Source organism: Paenarthrobacter sp. DKR-5, assembly GCF_018531425.1.
GTDB lineage: Bacteria > Actinomycetota > Actinomycetes > Actinomycetales > Micrococcaceae > DKR-5.
Window position 1 is genome coordinate 236,167 of the sequence record NZ_JAHBOI010000006.1, and the last position, 18,289, is coordinate 254,455.

General features: G+C 65.3%; 15 protein-coding genes. 13 read left to right on the forward strand and 2 right to left on the reverse strand.

The features are described 5' to 3' along the window. Nucleotides 1-12 precede the first annotated feature (12 nt). Nucleotides 13-921 (reverse strand): LysR family transcriptional regulator, encoded by a 909-nt coding sequence (locus tag KIH31_RS14765; RefSeq protein ID WP_214427885.1) that lies wholly within the window; start codon nucleotides 919-921, stop codon nucleotides 13-15. A 184-nt stretch (nucleotides 922-1,105) separates the two neighbouring features. On the opposite strand from KIH31_RS14765, the gene KIH31_RS14770 reads away from it, so the two are divergent. The 12 genes from KIH31_RS14770 (at nucleotide 1,106) to KIH31_RS14825 (ending at nucleotide 16,715) form a co-directional block, all read left to right on the forward strand. Continuing rightward, complete coding sequence (locus KIH31_RS14770; RefSeq protein WP_374224888.1) at nucleotides 1,106-2,422, forward strand: NAD(P)/FAD-dependent oxidoreductase; 1,317 nt, start codon at nucleotides 1,106-1,108, stop codon at nucleotides 2,420-2,422. A 108-nt stretch (nucleotides 2,423-2,530) separates the two neighbouring features. Beyond that, complete coding sequence (locus KIH31_RS14775; RefSeq protein WP_307857665.1) at nucleotides 2,531-3,145, forward strand: DUF1365 domain-containing protein; 615 nt, start codon at nucleotides 2,531-2,533, stop codon at nucleotides 3,143-3,145. Then, the gene (locus tag KIH31_RS14780; protein WP_214427887.1) at nucleotides 3,142-4,470 is read left to right on the forward strand and encodes a class I SAM-dependent methyltransferase; all 1,329 of its coding nucleotides are present in this window, start codon (nucleotides 3,142-3,144) and stop codon (nucleotides 4,468-4,470) included. Before KIH31_RS14775 ends, KIH31_RS14780 begins: the two co-directional genes overlap by 4 nt. Beyond that, nucleotides 4,467-5,717, forward strand: coding sequence for a class I SAM-dependent methyltransferase (locus KIH31_RS14785; protein ID WP_214427888.1), 1,251 nt, complete (start codon nucleotides 4,467-4,469; stop codon nucleotides 5,715-5,717). The genes KIH31_RS14780 and KIH31_RS14785 overlap by 4 nt, the downstream gene beginning before the upstream one ends. Nucleotides 5,718-5,911: 194 nt before the next feature. Further along, nucleotides 5,912-8,359, forward strand: a complete 2,448-nt coding sequence (locus KIH31_RS14790) for a PEP/pyruvate-binding domain-containing protein (RefSeq protein ID WP_214427889.1) — start codon at nucleotides 5,912-5,914, stop codon at nucleotides 8,357-8,359. A 518-nt stretch (nucleotides 8,360-8,877) separates the two neighbouring features. Further along, nucleotides 8,878-9,126 carry a glutaredoxin-like protein NrdH gene (gene nrdH / locus KIH31_RS14795; RefSeq protein ID WP_214427890.1) on the forward strand — a complete coding sequence of 83 codons (249 nt, stop codon included), beginning with the start codon at nucleotides 8,878-8,880 and terminating at the stop codon, nucleotides 9,124-9,126. Nucleotides 9,127-9,166: 40 nt separating this feature from the next. Continuing rightward, nucleotides 9,167-9,670, forward strand: a complete 504-nt coding sequence (nrdI, locus tag KIH31_RS14800; RefSeq protein WP_214427891.1) for a class Ib ribonucleoside-diphosphate reductase assembly flavoprotein NrdI — start codon at nucleotides 9,167-9,169, stop codon at nucleotides 9,668-9,670. Then, nucleotides 9,670-11,805 carry a class 1b ribonucleoside-diphosphate reductase subunit alpha gene (gene nrdE / locus KIH31_RS14805; protein ID WP_214427926.1) on the forward strand — a complete coding sequence of 712 codons (2,136 nt, stop codon included), beginning with the start codon at nucleotides 9,670-9,672 and terminating at the stop codon, nucleotides 11,803-11,805. Before nrdI ends, nrdE begins: the two co-directional genes overlap by 1 nt. 82 nt (nucleotides 11,806-11,887) lie before the next feature. Continuing rightward, the gene (gene nrdF, locus KIH31_RS14810; RefSeq protein WP_214427892.1) at nucleotides 11,888-12,862 is read left to right on the forward strand and encodes a class 1b ribonucleoside-diphosphate reductase subunit beta; all 975 of its coding nucleotides are present in this window, start codon (nucleotides 11,888-11,890) and stop codon (nucleotides 12,860-12,862) included. Between the two features lie 1,172 nt (nucleotides 12,863-14,034). Continuing rightward, nucleotides 14,035-14,223, forward strand: a complete 189-nt coding sequence (locus KIH31_RS14815) for a hypothetical protein (RefSeq protein ID WP_214427893.1) — start codon at nucleotides 14,035-14,037, stop codon at nucleotides 14,221-14,223. 728 nt (nucleotides 14,224-14,951) lie between these two features. Then, a complete protein-coding gene (locus tag KIH31_RS14820; protein WP_214427894.1) occupies nucleotides 14,952-15,218 on the forward strand; it encodes a hypothetical protein in 267 nt (88 codons plus the stop codon). A gap of 1,098 nt (nucleotides 15,219-16,316) precedes the next feature. After that, complete coding sequence (locus KIH31_RS14825) at nucleotides 16,317-16,715, forward strand: hypothetical protein (RefSeq protein ID WP_214427895.1); 399 nt, start codon at nucleotides 16,317-16,319, stop codon at nucleotides 16,713-16,715. On the opposite strand, the gene KIH31_RS18505 is transcribed toward KIH31_RS14825, so the two are convergent. After that, nucleotides 16,712-16,789: a DUF4113 domain-containing protein gene (locus KIH31_RS18505; RefSeq protein WP_250546070.1), complete on the reverse strand. Its 78-nt coding sequence runs from the start codon at nucleotides 16,787-16,789 to the stop codon at nucleotides 16,712-16,714. The genes KIH31_RS14825 and KIH31_RS18505 overlap by 4 nt on opposite strands. Before the next feature lie 1,020 nt (nucleotides 16,790-17,809). Between KIH31_RS18505 and KIH31_RS14835 the strand changes: the two genes are divergently transcribed. Beyond that, nucleotides 17,810-18,034 carry a hypothetical protein gene (locus KIH31_RS14835; RefSeq protein ID WP_214427896.1) on the forward strand — a complete coding sequence of 75 codons (225 nt, stop codon included), beginning with the start codon at nucleotides 17,810-17,812 and terminating at the stop codon, nucleotides 18,032-18,034. The last annotated feature ends 255 nt before the right edge of the window (nucleotides 18,035-18,289 follow it).

Sequence of the window (18,289 nt, forward strand, 5' to 3'; positions counted from 1 at the left end):
GCGGGGTGCGCCTCAGCCCATGACGCGGGCGAGCTCGTCCGCGAGCAGGTCGATGAACAAGCCCACCTGTGCTGTGCGCTTGTCGGTGAGCTGCAGGGCGAAAATGTTGCGGGCCAGCCGCACCTCCGGCACATCGAGCACCACAATGTTGGCCGGCCGCTGCAGCAGCACCAGTTCCGGCACCAGGGCCGCGCCGACACCGGCCGCCACCAGCTCGAGGCTGGCGTTGAAGTCGTCGCTGTACGCCGTCACCCGCGGCTGCAGGTCCGCGCCGGTGAACAGCCTGTCGATGACGAACGCGTCCGGTGTGCCGGGGTGGTGCATGATCCACGGCATGTCGGAGAGCTGTGCGGCGCCGATCTTCGAGCCCGCCGTGATGCCCCAGGAATCGGGGAGCACCACACGGAAGTGGTCGTCACCGATCCACTGCCTGCTGATCGAGTGCGGCCAGGCGACGCCGCCCTGGCCCACCTGGAAGATGACGGCGACATCCAGTTCCCCGCCGTCGCGCAGCCCCTGCACGGTCTGCTGCGGTTCGGCCACCCAGACCCGCAGGTCCAGCCCGAGGTCCTTCCATCCCGCGCTGGAGAGCACCCGGGGGAGCACATGCGTGGCGAGGCTCGGAAAGATGCCCAGCCGCAGTTCCTGTGCCGACGAGCGGTGCGTGCGCGCGGTCGCCGCCAGCAGCGCGTCGATGTCGGTGAGCACCTTCACGGCGTGCCTGCTCAGCACCATCGCAGCCTCGGTCGGCCGCACGCTCCGGGCGGACCGTTCAAACAGCACCGAACCGGTGTCCCGCTCCAGGGCCGACATCTGCTGCGAAACCGCCGAGGCCGTATACCCCAGCCGCTCGGCCGCCGCCGCGAAGGAGCCCAGGCGCACCACTTCCAGGAAGGTCTTCAGCTGCACCGGGTTGATCACACGCTAAGACTAACCGCCGGACCCATCCGGCCCGTCCGCAGGTCCGAACCCTTTGTGACGAGTCCTTGCCGTGTCCCCGCACCCGTTGCGGCCGGGCACCGGCAGACTGGTCTTCATCGGCGAAGAGGAGCGCAGATTGGATCAAGCAGAAGGCCCTTCGGGAAACCGGGGGCGCAGTATCGCGGTGGTCGGAAGCGGGGTGGCGGGATTGACCGCCGCGTACGTGCTCAGCCGCGGGGACAGGGTCACCATCTACGAGGCCGACGGGCGCCTCGGCGGGCATGCGGACACGCACCTGGTGGCCGACACCGCCGGACGGGAACACGCCGTCGACACCGGGTTCATCGTGCACAACGACCGAACCTACCCGACGCTGCTGCGGCTGTTCGCGGAGCTCGGCGTTCCCACGCAGGACTCGGACATGTCGATGTCCGTGCGCTGCGACGGGTGCGGGCTCGAATACGCCGGTGCCAAGAAGGCCGAGGGCATCTTCGCCCAGCGGCCGTCGCTGAAACGCTGGCGTTATCCGGCCATGCTCGCGGAGATCCTGCGCTTCCACCGCAAAGCCCGGGCGCTCCTCGCTGCCGCCGGGCCGGACGACGACGGCATGACACTGGGCGACTTCCTGGCCCGGGAGAAGTTCTCGGCCTACTTCACCGCCCATTTCATGACCCCTGTGGTCTCCGCGGTCTGGTCCTGCAACCCCGCGACGGCGCTCGCGTACCCGGCGCTGTACCTGTTCGCGTTCCTCGAACACCACGGCCTGCTCAGCATCTCGGGCTCCCCGCAGTGGCGCACCGTCACCGGCGGCTCCGGGGAGTACGTGCGCCGGATCGCCGAGCGGCTCGACGCCGTGCGGACGGGTGAACGCGTGCTCTCAGTGGAGCGGACGGAGAACGGCGTCCGCCTCGGAACCGCGCTGGGCAGCGAGGACTTCGACGCCGTCGTCATTGCCACGCACCCGCAGCAGGCGCTCGCCATGCTCGCGGCACCGCGGCCGGCGGAGCAGGAGATCCTCTCCGCGATGCCGTATTCGGTGAACCACACGCTGCTGCACCGGGACGAGTCGGTGCTGCCGCGCTCGCCGAAGGCCCGGGCCTCCTGGAACTACCGCCTGCCGGACTGCGCCGCCCGGCCCGAGCACGTGCTGGTCAGCTACGACCTGAGCCGGTTGCAGCGCCTGCCGGAATCCGCCCCCAACCGGTTCATCGTCAGCCTGGGGGAAGCCGACGCCGTGGACCCGGCCCAGGTGCTGGATTCGATGACGTATGAGCACCCGCAGTACACCCCGGCGTCCCTGGCCGCCCAGCGCCGGCTCGGGGAGCTCGGCGACAGCCGGGTGCAGTTCGCCGGGGCGTACCACGGCTGGGGGTTCCACGAGGACGGTGCCCTCTCCGGCCTGCGCGCCGCCGAACGGCTCGGCGCCCGCTGGGACGGCTCCGCGGGCGGCGAAACCTCCGGCGACCCCTTCGGTGACGCGGTGCTGCAGGGGCAGCCATGACAGCGTCCCTTTACCGGACCCGGATCCGGCACCTGCGCACCGCCCCCCTGCGCAACGCCTTCACCTACCGCAGCTACAGCTGGTTCGTGGATCTGGAACGCGCTGCCGGTGCTTCCCTGGTATCTGCGCCCGCTGGCCGGGTTCCAGTCCCGCGACCACCTCGGTTCGCCGGACCGGAGCATCCGGCAGAACGTCGACGCGTTCCTGGCCACCCGCGGCGTGGACCTCGCCGGAGGCCGCGTGACGATGCTGGCGAACGCCCGGGTGCTGGGCTACGTGTTCAACCCGCTCTCGCTGTTCTGGTGCCACGGACCCGACGGCGACCTCCGCTGCGTGGTCGCCGAGGTGCACAACACCTACGGCGAACGGCACTGCTACCTGCTCGAGACCGACGACGCCGGCCGCGCCCGGACCGCGAAGGAGCTGTACGTCTCGCCGTTCAACGACGTCGACGGCGAGTACGCCATGCGCCTGCCCGAACCGGCCGACCGGCTCGGCATCGCCGTCGTACTGGAGCGCGACGGCAAGCCGCCTTTCATCGCCACCATGGACGGCCGGGCGCAGCCGGCAACACCGGTGGCCGTGCTCCGCAACGCTGTCGCCGTCCCGCTCGCGCCGCTGCTCGTCAGCTTCCAGATCCGCGCGCAGGGCATCAAACTTTGGGCCCGGCGGCTGCCGGTCCGACCCCGACCCACCCATGACCCCCAGGAGGCTGTCCAGTGAGCGCCACCGTTTCCCCCGCCCACCCCGCGTCCCCGGTCGACCTCGACGGTCCCTTCACCGGACCCATCGACCCGCAGCGCTGGCCCGGGCTCGCCGAACCCCCGGCGGGAGCCCGTTCCGCGGTCGCGCGGCCCGTCGCGGAAAGGCTTTTCGCCGCCGTCGCCAACCGCCTGCCGCTGCGGGTCCTTCTCCCGGACGGCCGCAGCCTTGGTGCCGGCGATGGCAATGCGCCCGTCATGCACCTGCACCGGCCGGAAGACTTCCACGCTCGGATCGGACACAACGGCCTGATCGGCCTGGGCGAGAGCTACATGGCGGGGGACTGGTCCTCCCCGGACCTGACCGCCCTGCTGACAGTCTTCGCCGCGCGCGCCGGCAACCTCATTCCCGAGCCGGTGCAGCGGCTGCGCAGCCTGTACCTCCCGCGGCAGCCGCGGACGGAACGCAACACCACGGCGAACACCCGCTCCAACATTTCCCGGCACTACGACCTCTCCAACGACCTCTTCCAGCTCTTCCTGGACGAGACCATGACCTACTCCAGCGCCCTGTTCGCCGAGCGCGGAGCGGAGCTGGCGCAGGTGCCGTGGGAGGCTTTGGCCGACGCCCAGCGCCGCAAGGTGGACAGCCTGCTGGACCGCGCCGGCGTCGGCGAGGGAAGCCGGGTGCTCGAGATCGGCACCGGCTGGGGCGAACTGGCGATCCGGGCGGCCGCCCGGGGCGCGAGCGTCTATTCGGTGACGCTTTCCAGCGAACAGCAGCTGCTCGCTCAGAAGCGGATCGCCGAGGCCGGCTTCACCGGCCAGGTCACGGTGGACCTGAAGGACTACCGGGCGGTGACGGGGGAGTACGACGCCGTCGTCTCCGTCGAGATGATCGAGGCCGTCGGCTTCGAATACTGGCCGACATACTTCCGCACCATCGACCGTGTGCTCGCGCCCGGCGGCCGGGTGGCGATCCAGGCCATCACCATGCCGCATCCGCGCGTGCTCGCCACCCGCAACTCGTACACCTGGGTGCACAAATACATCTTCCCGGGCGGCATCATCCCCTCCGTCCGGGCGATCGAGGACGTCACCGAACGGCACACCTCGCTGCGGCTCCGCGACCGGTTCTCCTTCGGGGACCACTATGCACAGACCCTGCGGCTCTGGGACGAACAGTTTGCTGCCATGTCCGAGCAGGTGCGCGAACTCGGCTTCGACGACGTCTTCCGCCGGATGTGGCACTTCTACCTCTGCTACTCGCGCGCCGGCTTCGAATCCGGCTACCTCGATGTGCAGCAGATTTCCTTTGACCGCCGGGATACGGAGGGCCAGCGATGAGCGCAACGGTGCAGACGAGGGCCGGCGTCGCCGGCCAGTTGGCCGAGCTGCTGGAGCCGCTGGCCGGGGGCGAACTGCCGGTGCGGCTGGTGGCCTGGGACGGCAGCCAGGCAGGGCCGGAGGGTGTCCCGGTCGTGCGGCTCACCAGCCCGAACGTGCTGCGCCGGCTGCTCTGGGCGCCGGGGGAGCTCGGCGCTGTGCAGGCCTACGTCACCGGGGAGCTCGACGTCGACGGGGACCTGCGCGCCGCATTGAAGCACCTGTGGAGCGTGGTCCGGCAGCGGAACCTCGGCGGTATCGCCCTCACTCCGGCGCTGGTCGGCCGGCTGACGTCGCTGGCGGCCAGGCTGGGCGCGGTCGGTGCGCCGCTGCCCGCCCCGGCATCGCAGGCGAGGGTGCGCGGCCGGCTGCACAGCCTGCTGCGCGACCGGGCCGCGATCAGCCACCACTACGACCTCTCCAATGACTTCTACGAGCTCATCCTCGGGCAGGAAATGGCCTACTCCTGCGGGATCTGGGCCTCCGACGGCCCGGATTATTCGCTGGAGGATGCGCAGCGCGACAAGCTCGACGCCGTCTGCCGCAAGATCGGGCTGCGGCCCGGTATGCGGATGCTCGACGTCGGCTGCGGCTGGGGCTCGCTGAGCCTGCACGCGGCGGAACACTACGGGGTGAGCGTGGTGGGAGTGACCATCGCTGCCGAGCAGAAGGCCTTCATTGACCGGAGGATCGCCGAGCGCGGGCTGGGGGACAGGGTGGAGATCCGGCTCCAGGACTACCGCGAGGTGCCGGACGGGCCGTTCGACGCCGTCGCGTCCCTGGAAATGGGCGAGCATGTCGGCCAGCGCAACTACCCTGTCTACACCGGAGCCCTGTTCCGGTATGTGGTGCCCGGTGGCAAGGTGCTGGTGCAGCAGATGTCCCGGCACGGCAAGCACCCCGGCGGCGGCCCGTTCATCGAGTCCTTCATCGCGCCGGACATGTACATGCGCCCGCTGGGTAACACCGTGAACCTCATTGAAAAAGCGGGCTTCGAGATCCTCGGCGTCGAGGCGCTTCGGCCGCACTACGTCAGGACCATCGACGCCTGGCACGAGCGGTTCGAGGCGAACTGGCCAAAGGTAGTGGCCATGATGGGGGAGGAGATCGCCCGGGTTTGGCGGCTCTACCTCGTCGGCAGCGCCATCACGTTCGAGGAGGGGCGGATGGGCGTGGACCAGATCCTCGCCCAGCGACCGGCCGAGTAGCGGCCCGGCGCCCGGCCGTGGCCCCGGGATAGCAACCTGGACCGGCGATAGGGAAATGTCCCTATCGCCGGTCTCTTTTGCCCACGGCGCTGCCGGGTTGCCCGCATCCGCGTCGGCCGCCCTTGCGCCTATGAGGGGCGCCCGGCTGCCGTTCGGGTAGCGACGGCGGATGCCGCCGGGACCATACTGGGTGCATGCGCAGCGCAGCCGCACCGACCGTTGGTGATCTTGAGGACTTCGGCGCCGCGGATGCGGCCCTCGCCGGCGGCAAGGGCGCCAACCTCGGCGAACTTCTGCGGACCGGCTTCCCCGTTCCGCCCGGTTTCGTCGTCACGACGGCGGCGTACCGCCGGCTGCTCGCGGAGACGGGGCTCGGTGCGCTCATCGCCGACCTCCCACCGGCAGCCGCTGAGGGCGACGCTGTGCGCGGTGCGTTCGCGGCGGCCGGAGTGCCCGACGCCCTGCGCTCGGCAATCCTCGCGGCCTACCACCGGTTTGGTGCCGGGCCCGTGGCGGTGCGCTCCAGCGCGACGGCGGAGGACCTTCCCGGCGCCGCCTTCGCCGGCCAGCAGGACACGTTCCTCGGTGTCGACGGCGACGCGGCCCTGCTCGACGCCGTCTCGCGCTGCTGGGCCTCGTTGTTCACCGACCGGGCGATGTCCTACCGGCGGCGGCAGGGGATTCACCCGGACGAGGTGGCCATCGCCGTCGTCGTCCAGCGCATGGTTCGGGCCGAAGCAGCAGGCGTGATGTTCAGCGCCGACCCGGTCAGCGGCATCCGCGGCCGGGTGGTGATCGATGCGGCTGCCGGTACTGGGGAGGCCGTCGTTTCGGGCAGCGTGACCCCGGAGCATTTCGTGCTCGACGCGCGGGACAGAATCCTTGAGCGCGGGGTGATGCCTGCACTGACCGATGCGCGGCTGCGGGAACTTGCGGCTCTCTGCCGTGCCGCGGCAGCGCAATTCGGGCCGCCCCAGGATGTCGAGTGGGCGCTGGCCGGAGAACGCCTTCAGGTGTTGCAGGCGCGTCCGATGACGGCGCTGCCGCCGGAACCGTTGCGGCTGAACCGGTTCCAGAAGACCATAGGCCCGTTCTTCGTTGAGATGTTCCAGCAGCGGCCGTACCCGCTGGACGTGACCGGCTGGCTGCAGGTCGGCATCGAAGACATGCTCGTCCGGATGGCGGCCAGCGTCGGGGTAAGGATCCCCAAGCTCGCGGACCTGCTGCCCGAGGAGGACGGCGTCGTTGTGCGGCTGGTGCCCCCTGTGCCGAGGCCGACGCTGCGCACGCTGGCGGCTCCCGTCTCGGTGGCCCGTCGGGCGCGCCGGTTCCGGGTGTCCCGTTGGACCGAGGATCCCCGGTTCGCGGACTTCAAGCGGAACGTAGCGGACCTGGAAGCCCAGGACGTCGGTCTGCTCGCCTGGCAGGAGCTGCTCGGCTTCGGATGCCGGGCCATGGAGACGGCCGGAGCGATCGCCGATCTGCGCGTGTCCTACCTGCCCGGAGCCTTCCTGCCTCAGCTCGGCTTGCGCCCGATGCTGCTCGTCCTGGGCAAGCGCAGACTCGCCCCGGCACTCGTCGCCGGTGCCCGGACAAGGACCAGCGACGCCAACCGGGAGCTGGAACGGCTGGCGGCACTCGCACGCTCAACCCCCGGGCTGCGGGAGGCCTTCGACGTCATGACGCCGGCAGAGCTGCTGCGCCGGCTGCCTGCGGACCGGCAGTTCGGTGACTTCAACGCGGCCCTCCACTCGTTCCTCGCCGAGTACGGCCACCGCGAGACCGCCAGCGTGGTGCTCAGCAGCGCGCCGACCTGGGCGGATGCACCGGAGGTGGTCCTGGACCTGGTCCGGGTGCTCCTGTGCTCGCCGGTCGCAACCGCAGACCAAACCGGGCACGCGCTCCGGGAGCTGCTGGATCACCCTGCGCTGCGGAACCGCCTGCTGCGCAGGTACGTCCTAGGCGCCGTCGAGGCGTCGAAAGCGGGAATGGCGTTCCGCGAGGACACCCATTTCTACCTGACCAAGGTGCTGCCCCCGCTGCGCCGGGCCTGGCTGGAAGCGGGGCAGCGGCTTTGGGCGGCGGGTGTGCTGGAGGCCCCTGAGGAGGTGTTCCACCTGCGCCTGGCGGAACTGCAGGGGATTGCCAACGCTGGCGCCCTCTCCGGCGAAGAGGTGCGCCGGCTCCGGCGGACCGTGCGCGCCAGGGCAGTCAAGCGGGAGCAGTTGGCCTCGGTACCGCTGCTGGATCCCGCGGCCCTCTTTCCCTCCACGCCTTTTCCCGACCCGCTCTTTCCCGACCGTCCGGCGGCGGGTCCGGCATTGCTCACCGGCACCCCGGCCAGTCGCGGCACCGCCACTGGGCCGGCGCGCATTGTGCACGGCACGGCGGACTTCGGGCGGCTGCGCAGCGGGGAGGTGCTGGTGTGCCCCTACACCAACCCGTCGTGGACGCCGCTGTTCCAGCGGGCGGCGGCCGTCGTCGTCGACGCCGGCGGGATCGGCTCGCACACGGCGATCGTGGCCCGCGAATACGGGATCCCGGCGGTGATGGGCACCGGGAACGGGACATCGAAGCTGCGCGACGGCCAGCAGGTGACGGTCGACGGCGGCCGGGGGACCATCACGCTGGCCGACCGCTAGGCGCGACCGGCGTCCGGACCCCGGCGTTAGCAACCCGGACCGGCGATAGGGAAATGTCGCTATCGCCCGTCTTTTCCGCTCCCGGCGCTGTCCGGATTGCTCACGGCGCTGTCCGGATTGCTCACCGGAGCAGCCAGGGTCCCGGGCGTGGCGGCGCCGCGAGGACCACTAGGCCCGACACGCCGAGCGACGCGCGACACGCCGATGTGCATATGTTCGTAAGTTCCCCACAGGGTGTGGATCGCGAGGTCTTAATTGGCGGATTTCCGGCAATTTTTCGGGGCTGTCCTGTGGACGGAAGGTGCATAAGAATGACATACTTGTAATACATCATGTTGGGGTCACTTCCGGCGGCTTGCACTAGATGTAGTATCTACATACTGAATGCAGTTCAGGGTTAGACAGCTGGCGAGGACCAGCCGACGGGAGCAAAATCCGCAGGTCAGCGGGCCAGCTTCGGAGGCCAGGGAACCCACCAACTCGCACCACATACTTTTTCATGGAGGGGACTTCGGATCATGACCGTAACGGTTTACACCAAGCCAGCTTGCGTACAGTGCAATGCCACCTACCGCGCCCTGGATAAGAAGGGCATCACCTACCAGAGCGTGGACATCTCGCAGGACCCGCAGGCTCTGGAGCACGTTCGCTCGCTCGGCTACATGCAGGCGCCCGTTGTCATCACCGACAGCGAGCACTGGTCCGGCTTCCGCCCCGACAAGATCGCGCAGCTGGCTGACGCCGCTGCCGCGTCCGTCGTCGCCTAAGACGGGTACCACGCTTTCCCATCGAGGAACGAGGTGGACAATGTCGCCGCTGGCAGTACACAGGCGGGACGACGTCGGCCTGGCGGCGGGACCGGCGGCTGGCTCAGAGCCGCCGGGGCCCGTGACCGACGCCCGGCTGATCTACTTCTCGTCGGCATCGGACAATACGCACCGATTCGTTGAAAAACTGGGGGTCGAAGCAGCCCGGCTGCCCCTCCTCACCCGTGAACCAACCCTTACGGCCACGGCGCCGTTCGTGCTGGTGCTGCCCACCTACGGCGGCATCAACACGGACGGGGCCGTGCCGAAACAGGTGATCAAGTTCCTCAACAAGGAGCAGAACAGATCCCTGATTCGCGGCGTCATCGGCGCCGGGAACACCAACTTCGGGGAAACCTTCTGCCTGGCGGCGGACATCGTCGCCGTCAAATGCAAGGTCCCCGTACTTTATCGATTCGAACTCATGGGCACGTCGGAGGACGTCGACCGCGTATCCCAAGGATTGGACAGGTTTTGGACACAACAGTTGCAGAGCGGGACGTGATGGAGTCCAAGGAACTCCCCGCCGCGTACAAGGGGCTGGGCTACCACGAGCTCAACGCCATGCTCAACCTCTACGGCACGGACGGCCGGATCCAGTTCGAGGCGGACCGCGAGGCGGCCCACCAGTACTTCCTCCAGCACGTGAACAACAACACGGTCTTCTTCCACGACCTGGACGAGAAGCTCGAGTACCTGGTCAAGAACGACTACTACGAGCGCGAAACCCTCGACCAGTACACGATGAACTTCGTGCGCGACCTCTGGAGCCGGGCCTACAAGAAGAAGTTCCGCTTCGAAACCTTCCTGGGCGCGTTCAAGTTCTACACCTCGTACACGCTGAAGACCTTCGACGGCAAGCGGTTCCTGGAGCGCTACGAGGACCGTGTCTGCATGGTTGCCCTGCACCTGGCCCGCGGCGACGAGAGCCTGGCCACCGCACTGGTGGACGAGATCATCTCCGGCCGCTTCCAGCCGGCCACGCCGACGTTCCTGAACGCGGGCAAGAAGCAGCGCGGCGAGCTCGTCTCCTGCTTCCTGCTGCGCATCGAGGACAACATGGAGTCCATCGCGCGCGGCATCAACTCCGCGCTGCAGCTCTCCAAGCGCGGCGGCGGTGTGGCCCTGTCGCTGACCAACATCCGCGAGCACGGCGCGCCGATCAAGCAGATCGAGAACCAGTCCTCCGGCGTCATCCCCGTGATGAAGCTGCTCGAAGACTCCTTCTCCTACGCCAACCAGCTCGGTGCGCGCCAGGGCGCCGGCGCGGTGTACCTGCACGCCCACCACCCGGACATCTACCGGTTCCTGGACACCAAGCGCGAGAACGCGGACGAGAAGATCCGCATCAAGACGCTCTCCCTCGGCGTCGTCATCCCGGACATCACCTTCGAGCTGGCCAAGCGCAACGAGGACATGTACCTCTTCTCGCCGTACGACGTCGAGCGGGTGTACGGCATGCCGTTCTCCGACGTCTCGGTGACCGAGAAGTACTACGAGATGGTCGACGACGCACGGATCAAGAAGACCAAGATCAGCGCCCGCGACTTCTTCCAGACGCTCGCGGAGATCCAGTTCGAGTCCGGCTACCCGTACATCATGTTCGAAGACACGGTGAACCGGGCCAACCCGGTCGACGGCAAGGTCATCATGAGCAACCTGTGCTCGGAGATCCTGCAGGTGTCCTCGCCGTCGGTGTACAACGAGGACCTCAGCTACGAGACCGTTGGCAAGGACATTTCCTGCAACCTCGGGTCCATGAACATCGCCAAGACGATGGACTCCGAGAACTTCGCAGCGTCGATCGAGACCGCTATCCGGGCGCTTTCCGCCGTGTCGGACATGTCATACATCAACTCGGTGCCGTCGGTCGCGGAGGGCAACGCCCAGTCGCACGCCATCGGCCTGGGCCAGATGAACCTCCACGGCTACCTCGCCCGGGAACGGGTGCACTACGGTTCCGAGGAAGGCCTGGACTTCACCAACATCTACTTCTACACGGTGCTCTACCACGCCCTGCGCGCCTCCAACCTGCTCGCCCGCGAGCACGGCTCGGCGTTCGGCGGGTTCGAGAAGTCGAAGTACGCCAGCGGCGAGTTCTTCGACAAGTACACCGAGCAGGAGTGGGCACCGCAGACCGAGCGGGTTCGCGAGCTCTTCGCGAAGGTCCAGATCCCCACGCAGGAGGACTGGCGCCAGCTCAAGTCCGACGTGATGGAGTACGGCATCTACAACCAGAACCTGCAGGCCGTGCCGCCCACCGGTTCGATCAGCTACATCAACAACTCGACCTCGTCCATCCACCCCGTGGCCGCGAAGATCGAGATCCGCAAGGAAGGCAAGATCGGCCGCGTCTACTACCCGGCGCCGTACCTCACCAACGACAACCTGGAGTACTACCAGGACGCGTATGAGATCGGCTACGAGAAGATCATCGACACCTACGCCGCCGCGACCCAGCACGTGGACCAGGGTCTGTCGCTGACGCTGTTCTTCAAGGACACCGCCACCACCCGCGACATCAACAAGGCTCAGATCTACGCCTGGCGCAAGGGCATCAAGACGCTCTACTACATCCGTCTCCGCCAGCTCGCGCTGGAAGGAACCGAAGTCGAGGGCTGCGTCTCCTGCATGCTATGACGACGCCGGCCGGTCACCCCACGGGTGGCCGGCCCGCCGTCGTACTCCACCCGTCGCGCTCCAAGCACAGTAAGAGGAAAAAATGAGCGAGAAGCTGAAGCTGATCGACCACGTACAGGCGATCAACTGGAACCGCATCCAGGACGAGAAGGACGTCGAGGTCTGGAACCGCCTCGTCAACAACTTCTGGCTGCCCGAGAAGGTCCCGCTGTCCAACGACGTGCAGTCCTGGGCCACCCTGACGCCCGAAGAGCAGCAGCTCACCATGCGCGTGTTCACCGGCCTGACGCTGCTGGACACCATCCAGGGCACCGTCGGCGCCGTGTCGCTGATCCCGGATGCGCTGACCCCGCACGAGGAGGCCGTGTACACCAACATCGCCTTCATGGAGTCCGTGCACGCCAAGAGCTACTCCTCGATCTTCTCCACCCTGTGCTCCACCAAGGAGATCGACGACGCCTTCCGCTGGTCGGTTGAGAACCAGAACCTGCAGCGCAAGGCGCAGATCGTCACCGACTACTACCGCGGCGACGATCCCCTGAAGCGCAAGGTTGCCAGCACGCTGCTGGAGAGCTTCCTCTTCTACTCCGGCTTCTACCTGCCCATGTACTGGTCCTCGCGCGCCAAGCTCACCAACACGGCTGACCTGATCCGTTTGATCATCCGCGACGAAGCCGTGCACGGCTACTACATCGGGTACAAGTTCCAGCGCGGCCTCGAGACGCTGCCCCAGGCCAAGCGCGACGAGATCAAGGACTACACCTTCGAACTGCTCTTTGAGCTGTACGAAAACGAAGTCCAGTACACGCATGACCTCTACGACTCCGTCGGCCTGGCCGAGGACGTCAAAAAGTTCCTGCACTACAACGCCAACAAGGCGCTGATGAACCTCGGCTACGAGGCCATGTTCCCGGCCTCCGTGACCGACGTGAACCCGGCCATCCTCTCGGCCCTGTCCCCGAACGCCGACGAGAACCACGACTTCTTCAGCGGTTCGGGTTCGAGTTACGTGATCGGCAAGGCCGTGAACACCGAGGACGAGGACTGGGACTTCTAAGGTCTTGTAGATTGCCACGCATTTTGGTCCTTTAGCCAAATTGGATGGTCCCATGACACGTAACTTGGTCTTTTGGACCTTTGCCTGTCATGAAAGGCCTCGACCTAGTTGCAAGGGTGTGCCGCCTAGTTGCAACTCTTGCAACTAGGCCGCTGGCATACGACCCATGTGACCGCGGGCGGCCCGAACAGGACGCTGGGGTCGTCATTTACGTGCATCGTGAGGATGCCTACGGCAGGGAATCCCGTCGGTGAACGGACGGCTTCAGCGCCAAGCACTTTATGGCCCGGCCAAGACAATCGTTGTCGTCTTCCTAGGGCATTACTCCTGGTGTGAAGCCTGTCGATTCCGCCGGGACGTTAGTGTCGACTCCGCTCGAACATTAACAGATCCGTTTGTAAATGTTCTTGGCATAAACACTTGTTAATTTTCGAGCGGACGAGGGGCGAACTCGTCGTTTGGGTATGAGGATTTCTCAGTGTGGATTTGAACCCCGGCACGCTGAGGGGAATTTTGGAGTGTCTTCGCCCGCGGATACCTTCAGGTGGAGTTACGCCGGGAGGAAATCGAGTCCCTTCTTCCCGGCTCGCCTGCCCATACTTCTGCGGCGAATCCCAGGCTCAGGCAGGGCATAGTGCCTCTCTTTCGGCTTGGTGGCCCTTTGTGTCAGGTGCCTCCGGTTACGGTCCGCGCGGCTACTGCGGGGGACCTGTTTCCGTGGGGCACCGCTTGGACAAGGAGAAGGGTCTCGGCGCCGTTCGCTCGCTGCGCCGGCACCCTTCCGAGTCGGTCATGTGGGGGACTTCCGGCCCGTAGGCCGCCGCTGCGGGAGATTGCGGTCTCTCCCTGGGCGGTCGCTGGTCCCGCCGCCCCTTTCCAGTATTTGCTCGGCGTAGAAAGAGACCATCTTCGAAGACAGAACCGAGCTGCTGTGCAGCGACGGTATCCGTGGCATTACCCGTCAGCATCTTGGTCCTGAGGTCCAAGATGCGGGCAACCTACATCTTTTTTTGAAAGTGCACTGCCTGCATGGGCAAGACGGGTTTAGTTACCTGTTGCAACGACTTTCCAGCAGCCGGAAGATGTGAGGATCCTGTCGATCAGCTTGGGGGACGATGATGTCTGCAAACATTACCGTGACGATGCACGGTGCCTTTCCTGGTACTTGAAGCATGAAAAACTTCGAGGCATCCACGGTGACTTTGATCTTCGCCGTAGTCGGAGCAGGTCTGTGGGGAACCATTGGCGTCACCGACCTGCTTACCGGGGTGGCCGCATGGAAGGCGTTCCTTCTGCTCCTGCTCGCCGTCGTCTGGCTCGTTATCGGCCTCCTTGCCTCCATCCACCTCCGGCGGCGGTAGCCGGTTTGCAGATGAGGCACTTGGATGGCGACCGCCCCCGTCCTGCTTTCGCGGGTCTCCGGCGGCAAACGGCAAGCAACTTCCTCGATTCTGCGACTGTTCTGTTGATTCGCGTGAAGGAGCGCCGACATGCACCTCCGATTTCCTCCGTTAGCCGTCTTCGAATCAACCGGGTTGTTTGCAGTGCTCATCACGGTCATTCTTCTGCTGAGAGAAAAGTACCCGGACAGATTTCCGCGGAGAGGGGCTGGTCAGAAGCTGCGACGAGGGCCTCTCGTGGCAGCGGCCTTACTACTCCTCCTTGGTCTGTTCTTCTCCTTCTTCTCGTTCGGACCTACCTAACGCCCGCTCCCGTGGGGCCGCGGCAGATGTGCCTTTCTGTTGGCCGTTTGTGCTGGTGGGCGCGGCAAATGACCGCACCTGGCTGGCTGACGAAGCATACGGGCACTACTTGCAAGATCACGGAGCCAGTTCCGGGGCTGAGGACTGGGAGAGAGGGACAGGCACTCCCATGACAGGACACCAAAATGCCCTGGCGATGATCGGAAGCTGCGTTCTGCTGCTTGCCGGTCTCCTCGGGGCAGTACGAGGCGACTGGACGCTCGGCATCCTCGGTATAGCGGGAGGGCTGCTTGGCGGGATGCTTACGCTTTACATTCGAAACGACCGCAACAGACGATGAGAGCGGGGACCGCCCGCCGCACCTTCGTAGGTAGGAAGTGGTATTCATGCGTAAGACGATCATCGTGATTTCGCGTGCTACCTGGTGGCAGGTTGGCTTCCTGATCGTGTTGGCTATCGTGAGCCCTTTAGATCTGACTCCTCCACGGGTAGTGGACGGAGTTGGGTTGCTGACCGTTGCGCTTGTGGTTGTTGTCTGCAAGCGCGTCGCACGTGGCCCGGAGTCGGGTGCGGCGGGAGGGGTATCGGGAGGCTTTGGAGTTATCGGAAAAGCAACGAAAAACGACCTCAATGGCGGGGACTTTAAGCCGTGAGCGTCCATGGACGCGTCGGTGCGCAAAGCGTGGGAAACGTGCGGTTTCGGCGGAAGGAAACAAGCCCGATGGTCAAGAAACCAGGACCAGATCCTGTCACCTCCCGGCGCACTCGGGCGCTTGTAGTGGTGGCGTGTGCGACCGCTGCCAGCGTTCTGGCGGGGCTCCTGACTAAGGTGACCGGTTCGACATTACTCAGTGAAGTTTTTGCCGCTCTGGCCGGAACAGGTGCCGGCATTCTGGTCGTCCTGTTGATAAGCGGAATGCGCGCGAAACGGCGCCCAGTGAGGTGAAAGACGCGGGTGTTGATTATGACTGAGCGCAGGCGGGACCCATATCTCGGACCCAAGCTGTCAATTGTCGCAACGGGCTTCACCGCCCTCGCGATGCTGATCGGCCTCATTTCAGCCGATACAGCAGCCGGTAGGGCCGGGTACGGCATCATCGGCGCAATTGCCGCGGCGCTCATGATGGTCGGAGTCGTCCTGCTTATGAAAGGGCGCAAGAGATAGCCCACGCGCGGCACTCGCGTGGGGGCATTTCGTTTACGCACTGTTCGTTCGTGTTGGTCGTGCGGCACGACGGGAGTTGCTGATAGCACTGGGACCTGCTGCCGCTGCTGTCGCCGGAACAAACGCTGCCAGTGTCGCTGAATCCGCCGCCGAAACGCTCTACGGTGGCGTTGCGATGCGATCCTAGGCTTCTTCGGCGGTTGTACGTCAGGGATTGGAGATCATGGGATGAACCCTCGGTCAGGAGGAAACAGGTGGGTCAGGGCAACCATTTTCGCTGTGTTGAGTTTCGTAATTTGGGGCCTGATCGGTTTTGTCAGTGGCGGCTGGTCCCAAGTCCCGGTTCTTGGGACCGTGGGTGGATTGACTTTCTGTGGAATCGGAATTCCTTGGATTCTACGGAAGAACCGAAAGGGCTGAGTTGCACGTAAGCATAGCCTGCACCATGAGTCGGAGGCTATATCTCAATTAGACCTACGAACCTCTGTCCCTCGGCGGCGGTGTGTCTGACTGGTTGACGAGCTAAGGAAGTCCCGTGGTACTCGGAAATTTTGACTCTGTCGCCTCGAGCTCAGTTGTAGGCCGAATGGCCGCTACGGTGCTGACGGTCTCAACCCTGATGGGGATGTCCTTTGTGATCGCCTTTCATGACATCTCCGTGTTCATTCTTGCCGACATCTTTCTGCCGGGTGTTTCGATCGACACGTTGCGCTTCGCCTGGCTGCTGTGGAGGAACCGAGGCCCGAACCGGACGTTCAGGCTGCGGCGTGAACGGTGGTTCTACGCCCTCTTAGGTGCCGGTGCCGTATTAGGTGCAGTCGCTGCCGGCTATTCGGACGCGCGCACCGGAGGCTTACCGTCAACGGGAATCTATCTGGTGCTGCTGCCACGGATAGCTGCCGACGCCTTTAAGCGGGAAGGTCGCGCAGGAGACAAGGGCCTGACTGGCTTAATTTCGCCCCCGGGGAGGGATAATTCTGGCTAGCCTAACCCGGCTTTCACGAGGGGCAGCTCATCCCATCCGGTGGTGTACCTGGGCGAGAGCGCGCGACGCTTCATTCCCCCAGTCGGGGGCTTCGATCATTCCGGCCCAGCCCAGGCCGATCGCGGAGGTGCCGTATTTGTCCATGATGCTCCCGAGCAGGGTCCCGATGTTCTTGCCTTCGTGGGCGGTGCCGAACGGGGGCAGTTGCCGCTGGGCTCGGGCGGGCCGCAGATCGGTCAGCATGACCCCCGCCGTGGCATAGGGGACACCGTCGACGATCAGGTCCTCCAGTGCGGATACGGCCGCCTTGGTGCGCGGGATGGCGGCCTCTGCGCGTAGACGCCACGCATCCGCGCCGCTACGTCACCGGGGTGGGTCGACCTTCCGGCCGCGCTCGACGTAGAGAAGGACCACCTTCGATGGCAGAATCGAACGGTTGGCAGAAGATCGACCCGCGGAACGACGGGGTCGGCATTTTGGTCCCAAGGACCAAAATGCGTGGCAATCTACAGTTTGTGAGAGACGTCGGCCTAGTTGCAAGTATTACACCTAATTGCAGGAAATTGGGCGGTCTAGTTGCAAGACTTGCAACTAGACCGCATAAAGGACGGGGAATAGCACCGCCGGAACACAGCCAAAAAGAAGGGCAGCACCAGGCAGGTGCTGCCCTTCTTTCATGTCTGGCTCTCCGCGTTTCATATTTCTTTCGTCCGCGGCACGGGTCTGTAATGCCGGGACAATCTTCTGCAGTCTTCCCGATCCGATCCGGAGGCGACAGATAGCAGTGCGACTCCGAAGGCGCACTACCTGCATGAGCAAGAGCGGTTTAGTTACCTGTTGCAACAAGTTTCCCGGCGGGCGGACGATGAGCGCATACTGTTGATTCGGTTTCGGGGCGATGATGTTTGTTTCTTCTGCGCGCCACAGCGCTCAATCCCGCTTCACTCTTCGCACGCGACGGCGGTTGCCGCAGGTGCCACGACAACGGTCCTGCTGGCCTGGTTCGCCGGCCCGACGTACGCGGCGCCCGAGAGGGGACAGCGCTGGTCTTAGGTGGTTATGGAAGCCAATCGTGCCAACCGGGAAGGAGAACGATGGAGCTGGCTGTCGTTTTCGTTATGATCGCTACGGTCTGGCTGATCTTTCGTAAATGGATAGCCCGTCAGCAGTACCGTATGGTCACGGAAATGTTCGGTGGTAAGGCCCGCGCTGATGAACGGCGTGTAAAGGCCATCGAACTCGTAGGCGTGCTGTTTTGCACTCTACTTATCCTCGCGGGAGCCGCAATCGCGACGTTCCACCTGGTGGCTGGCCGATGAGGTGGGGGGAGGGGGTCACCGGGCCGTTCCTAGTAATTGCAGGTGTCTTCTTTCTCATCAGCGCCGTAGTTCTATTCTTGCTGCGCAACGTGCAAGCCCGCGCGGGCGTGCGCGGGTGGCAGTTTTTGGGCTCTTCGTAATTAAGGGTGTAGCCGGGGCGACGGGGGCCGGCGCGGCGAAGGCGGGATAGAGGTCGAGGCCTTCCGATGATGGAAGTTCCTACGCTCGCCATCCGAAAGACCTCGACGTGCTCAA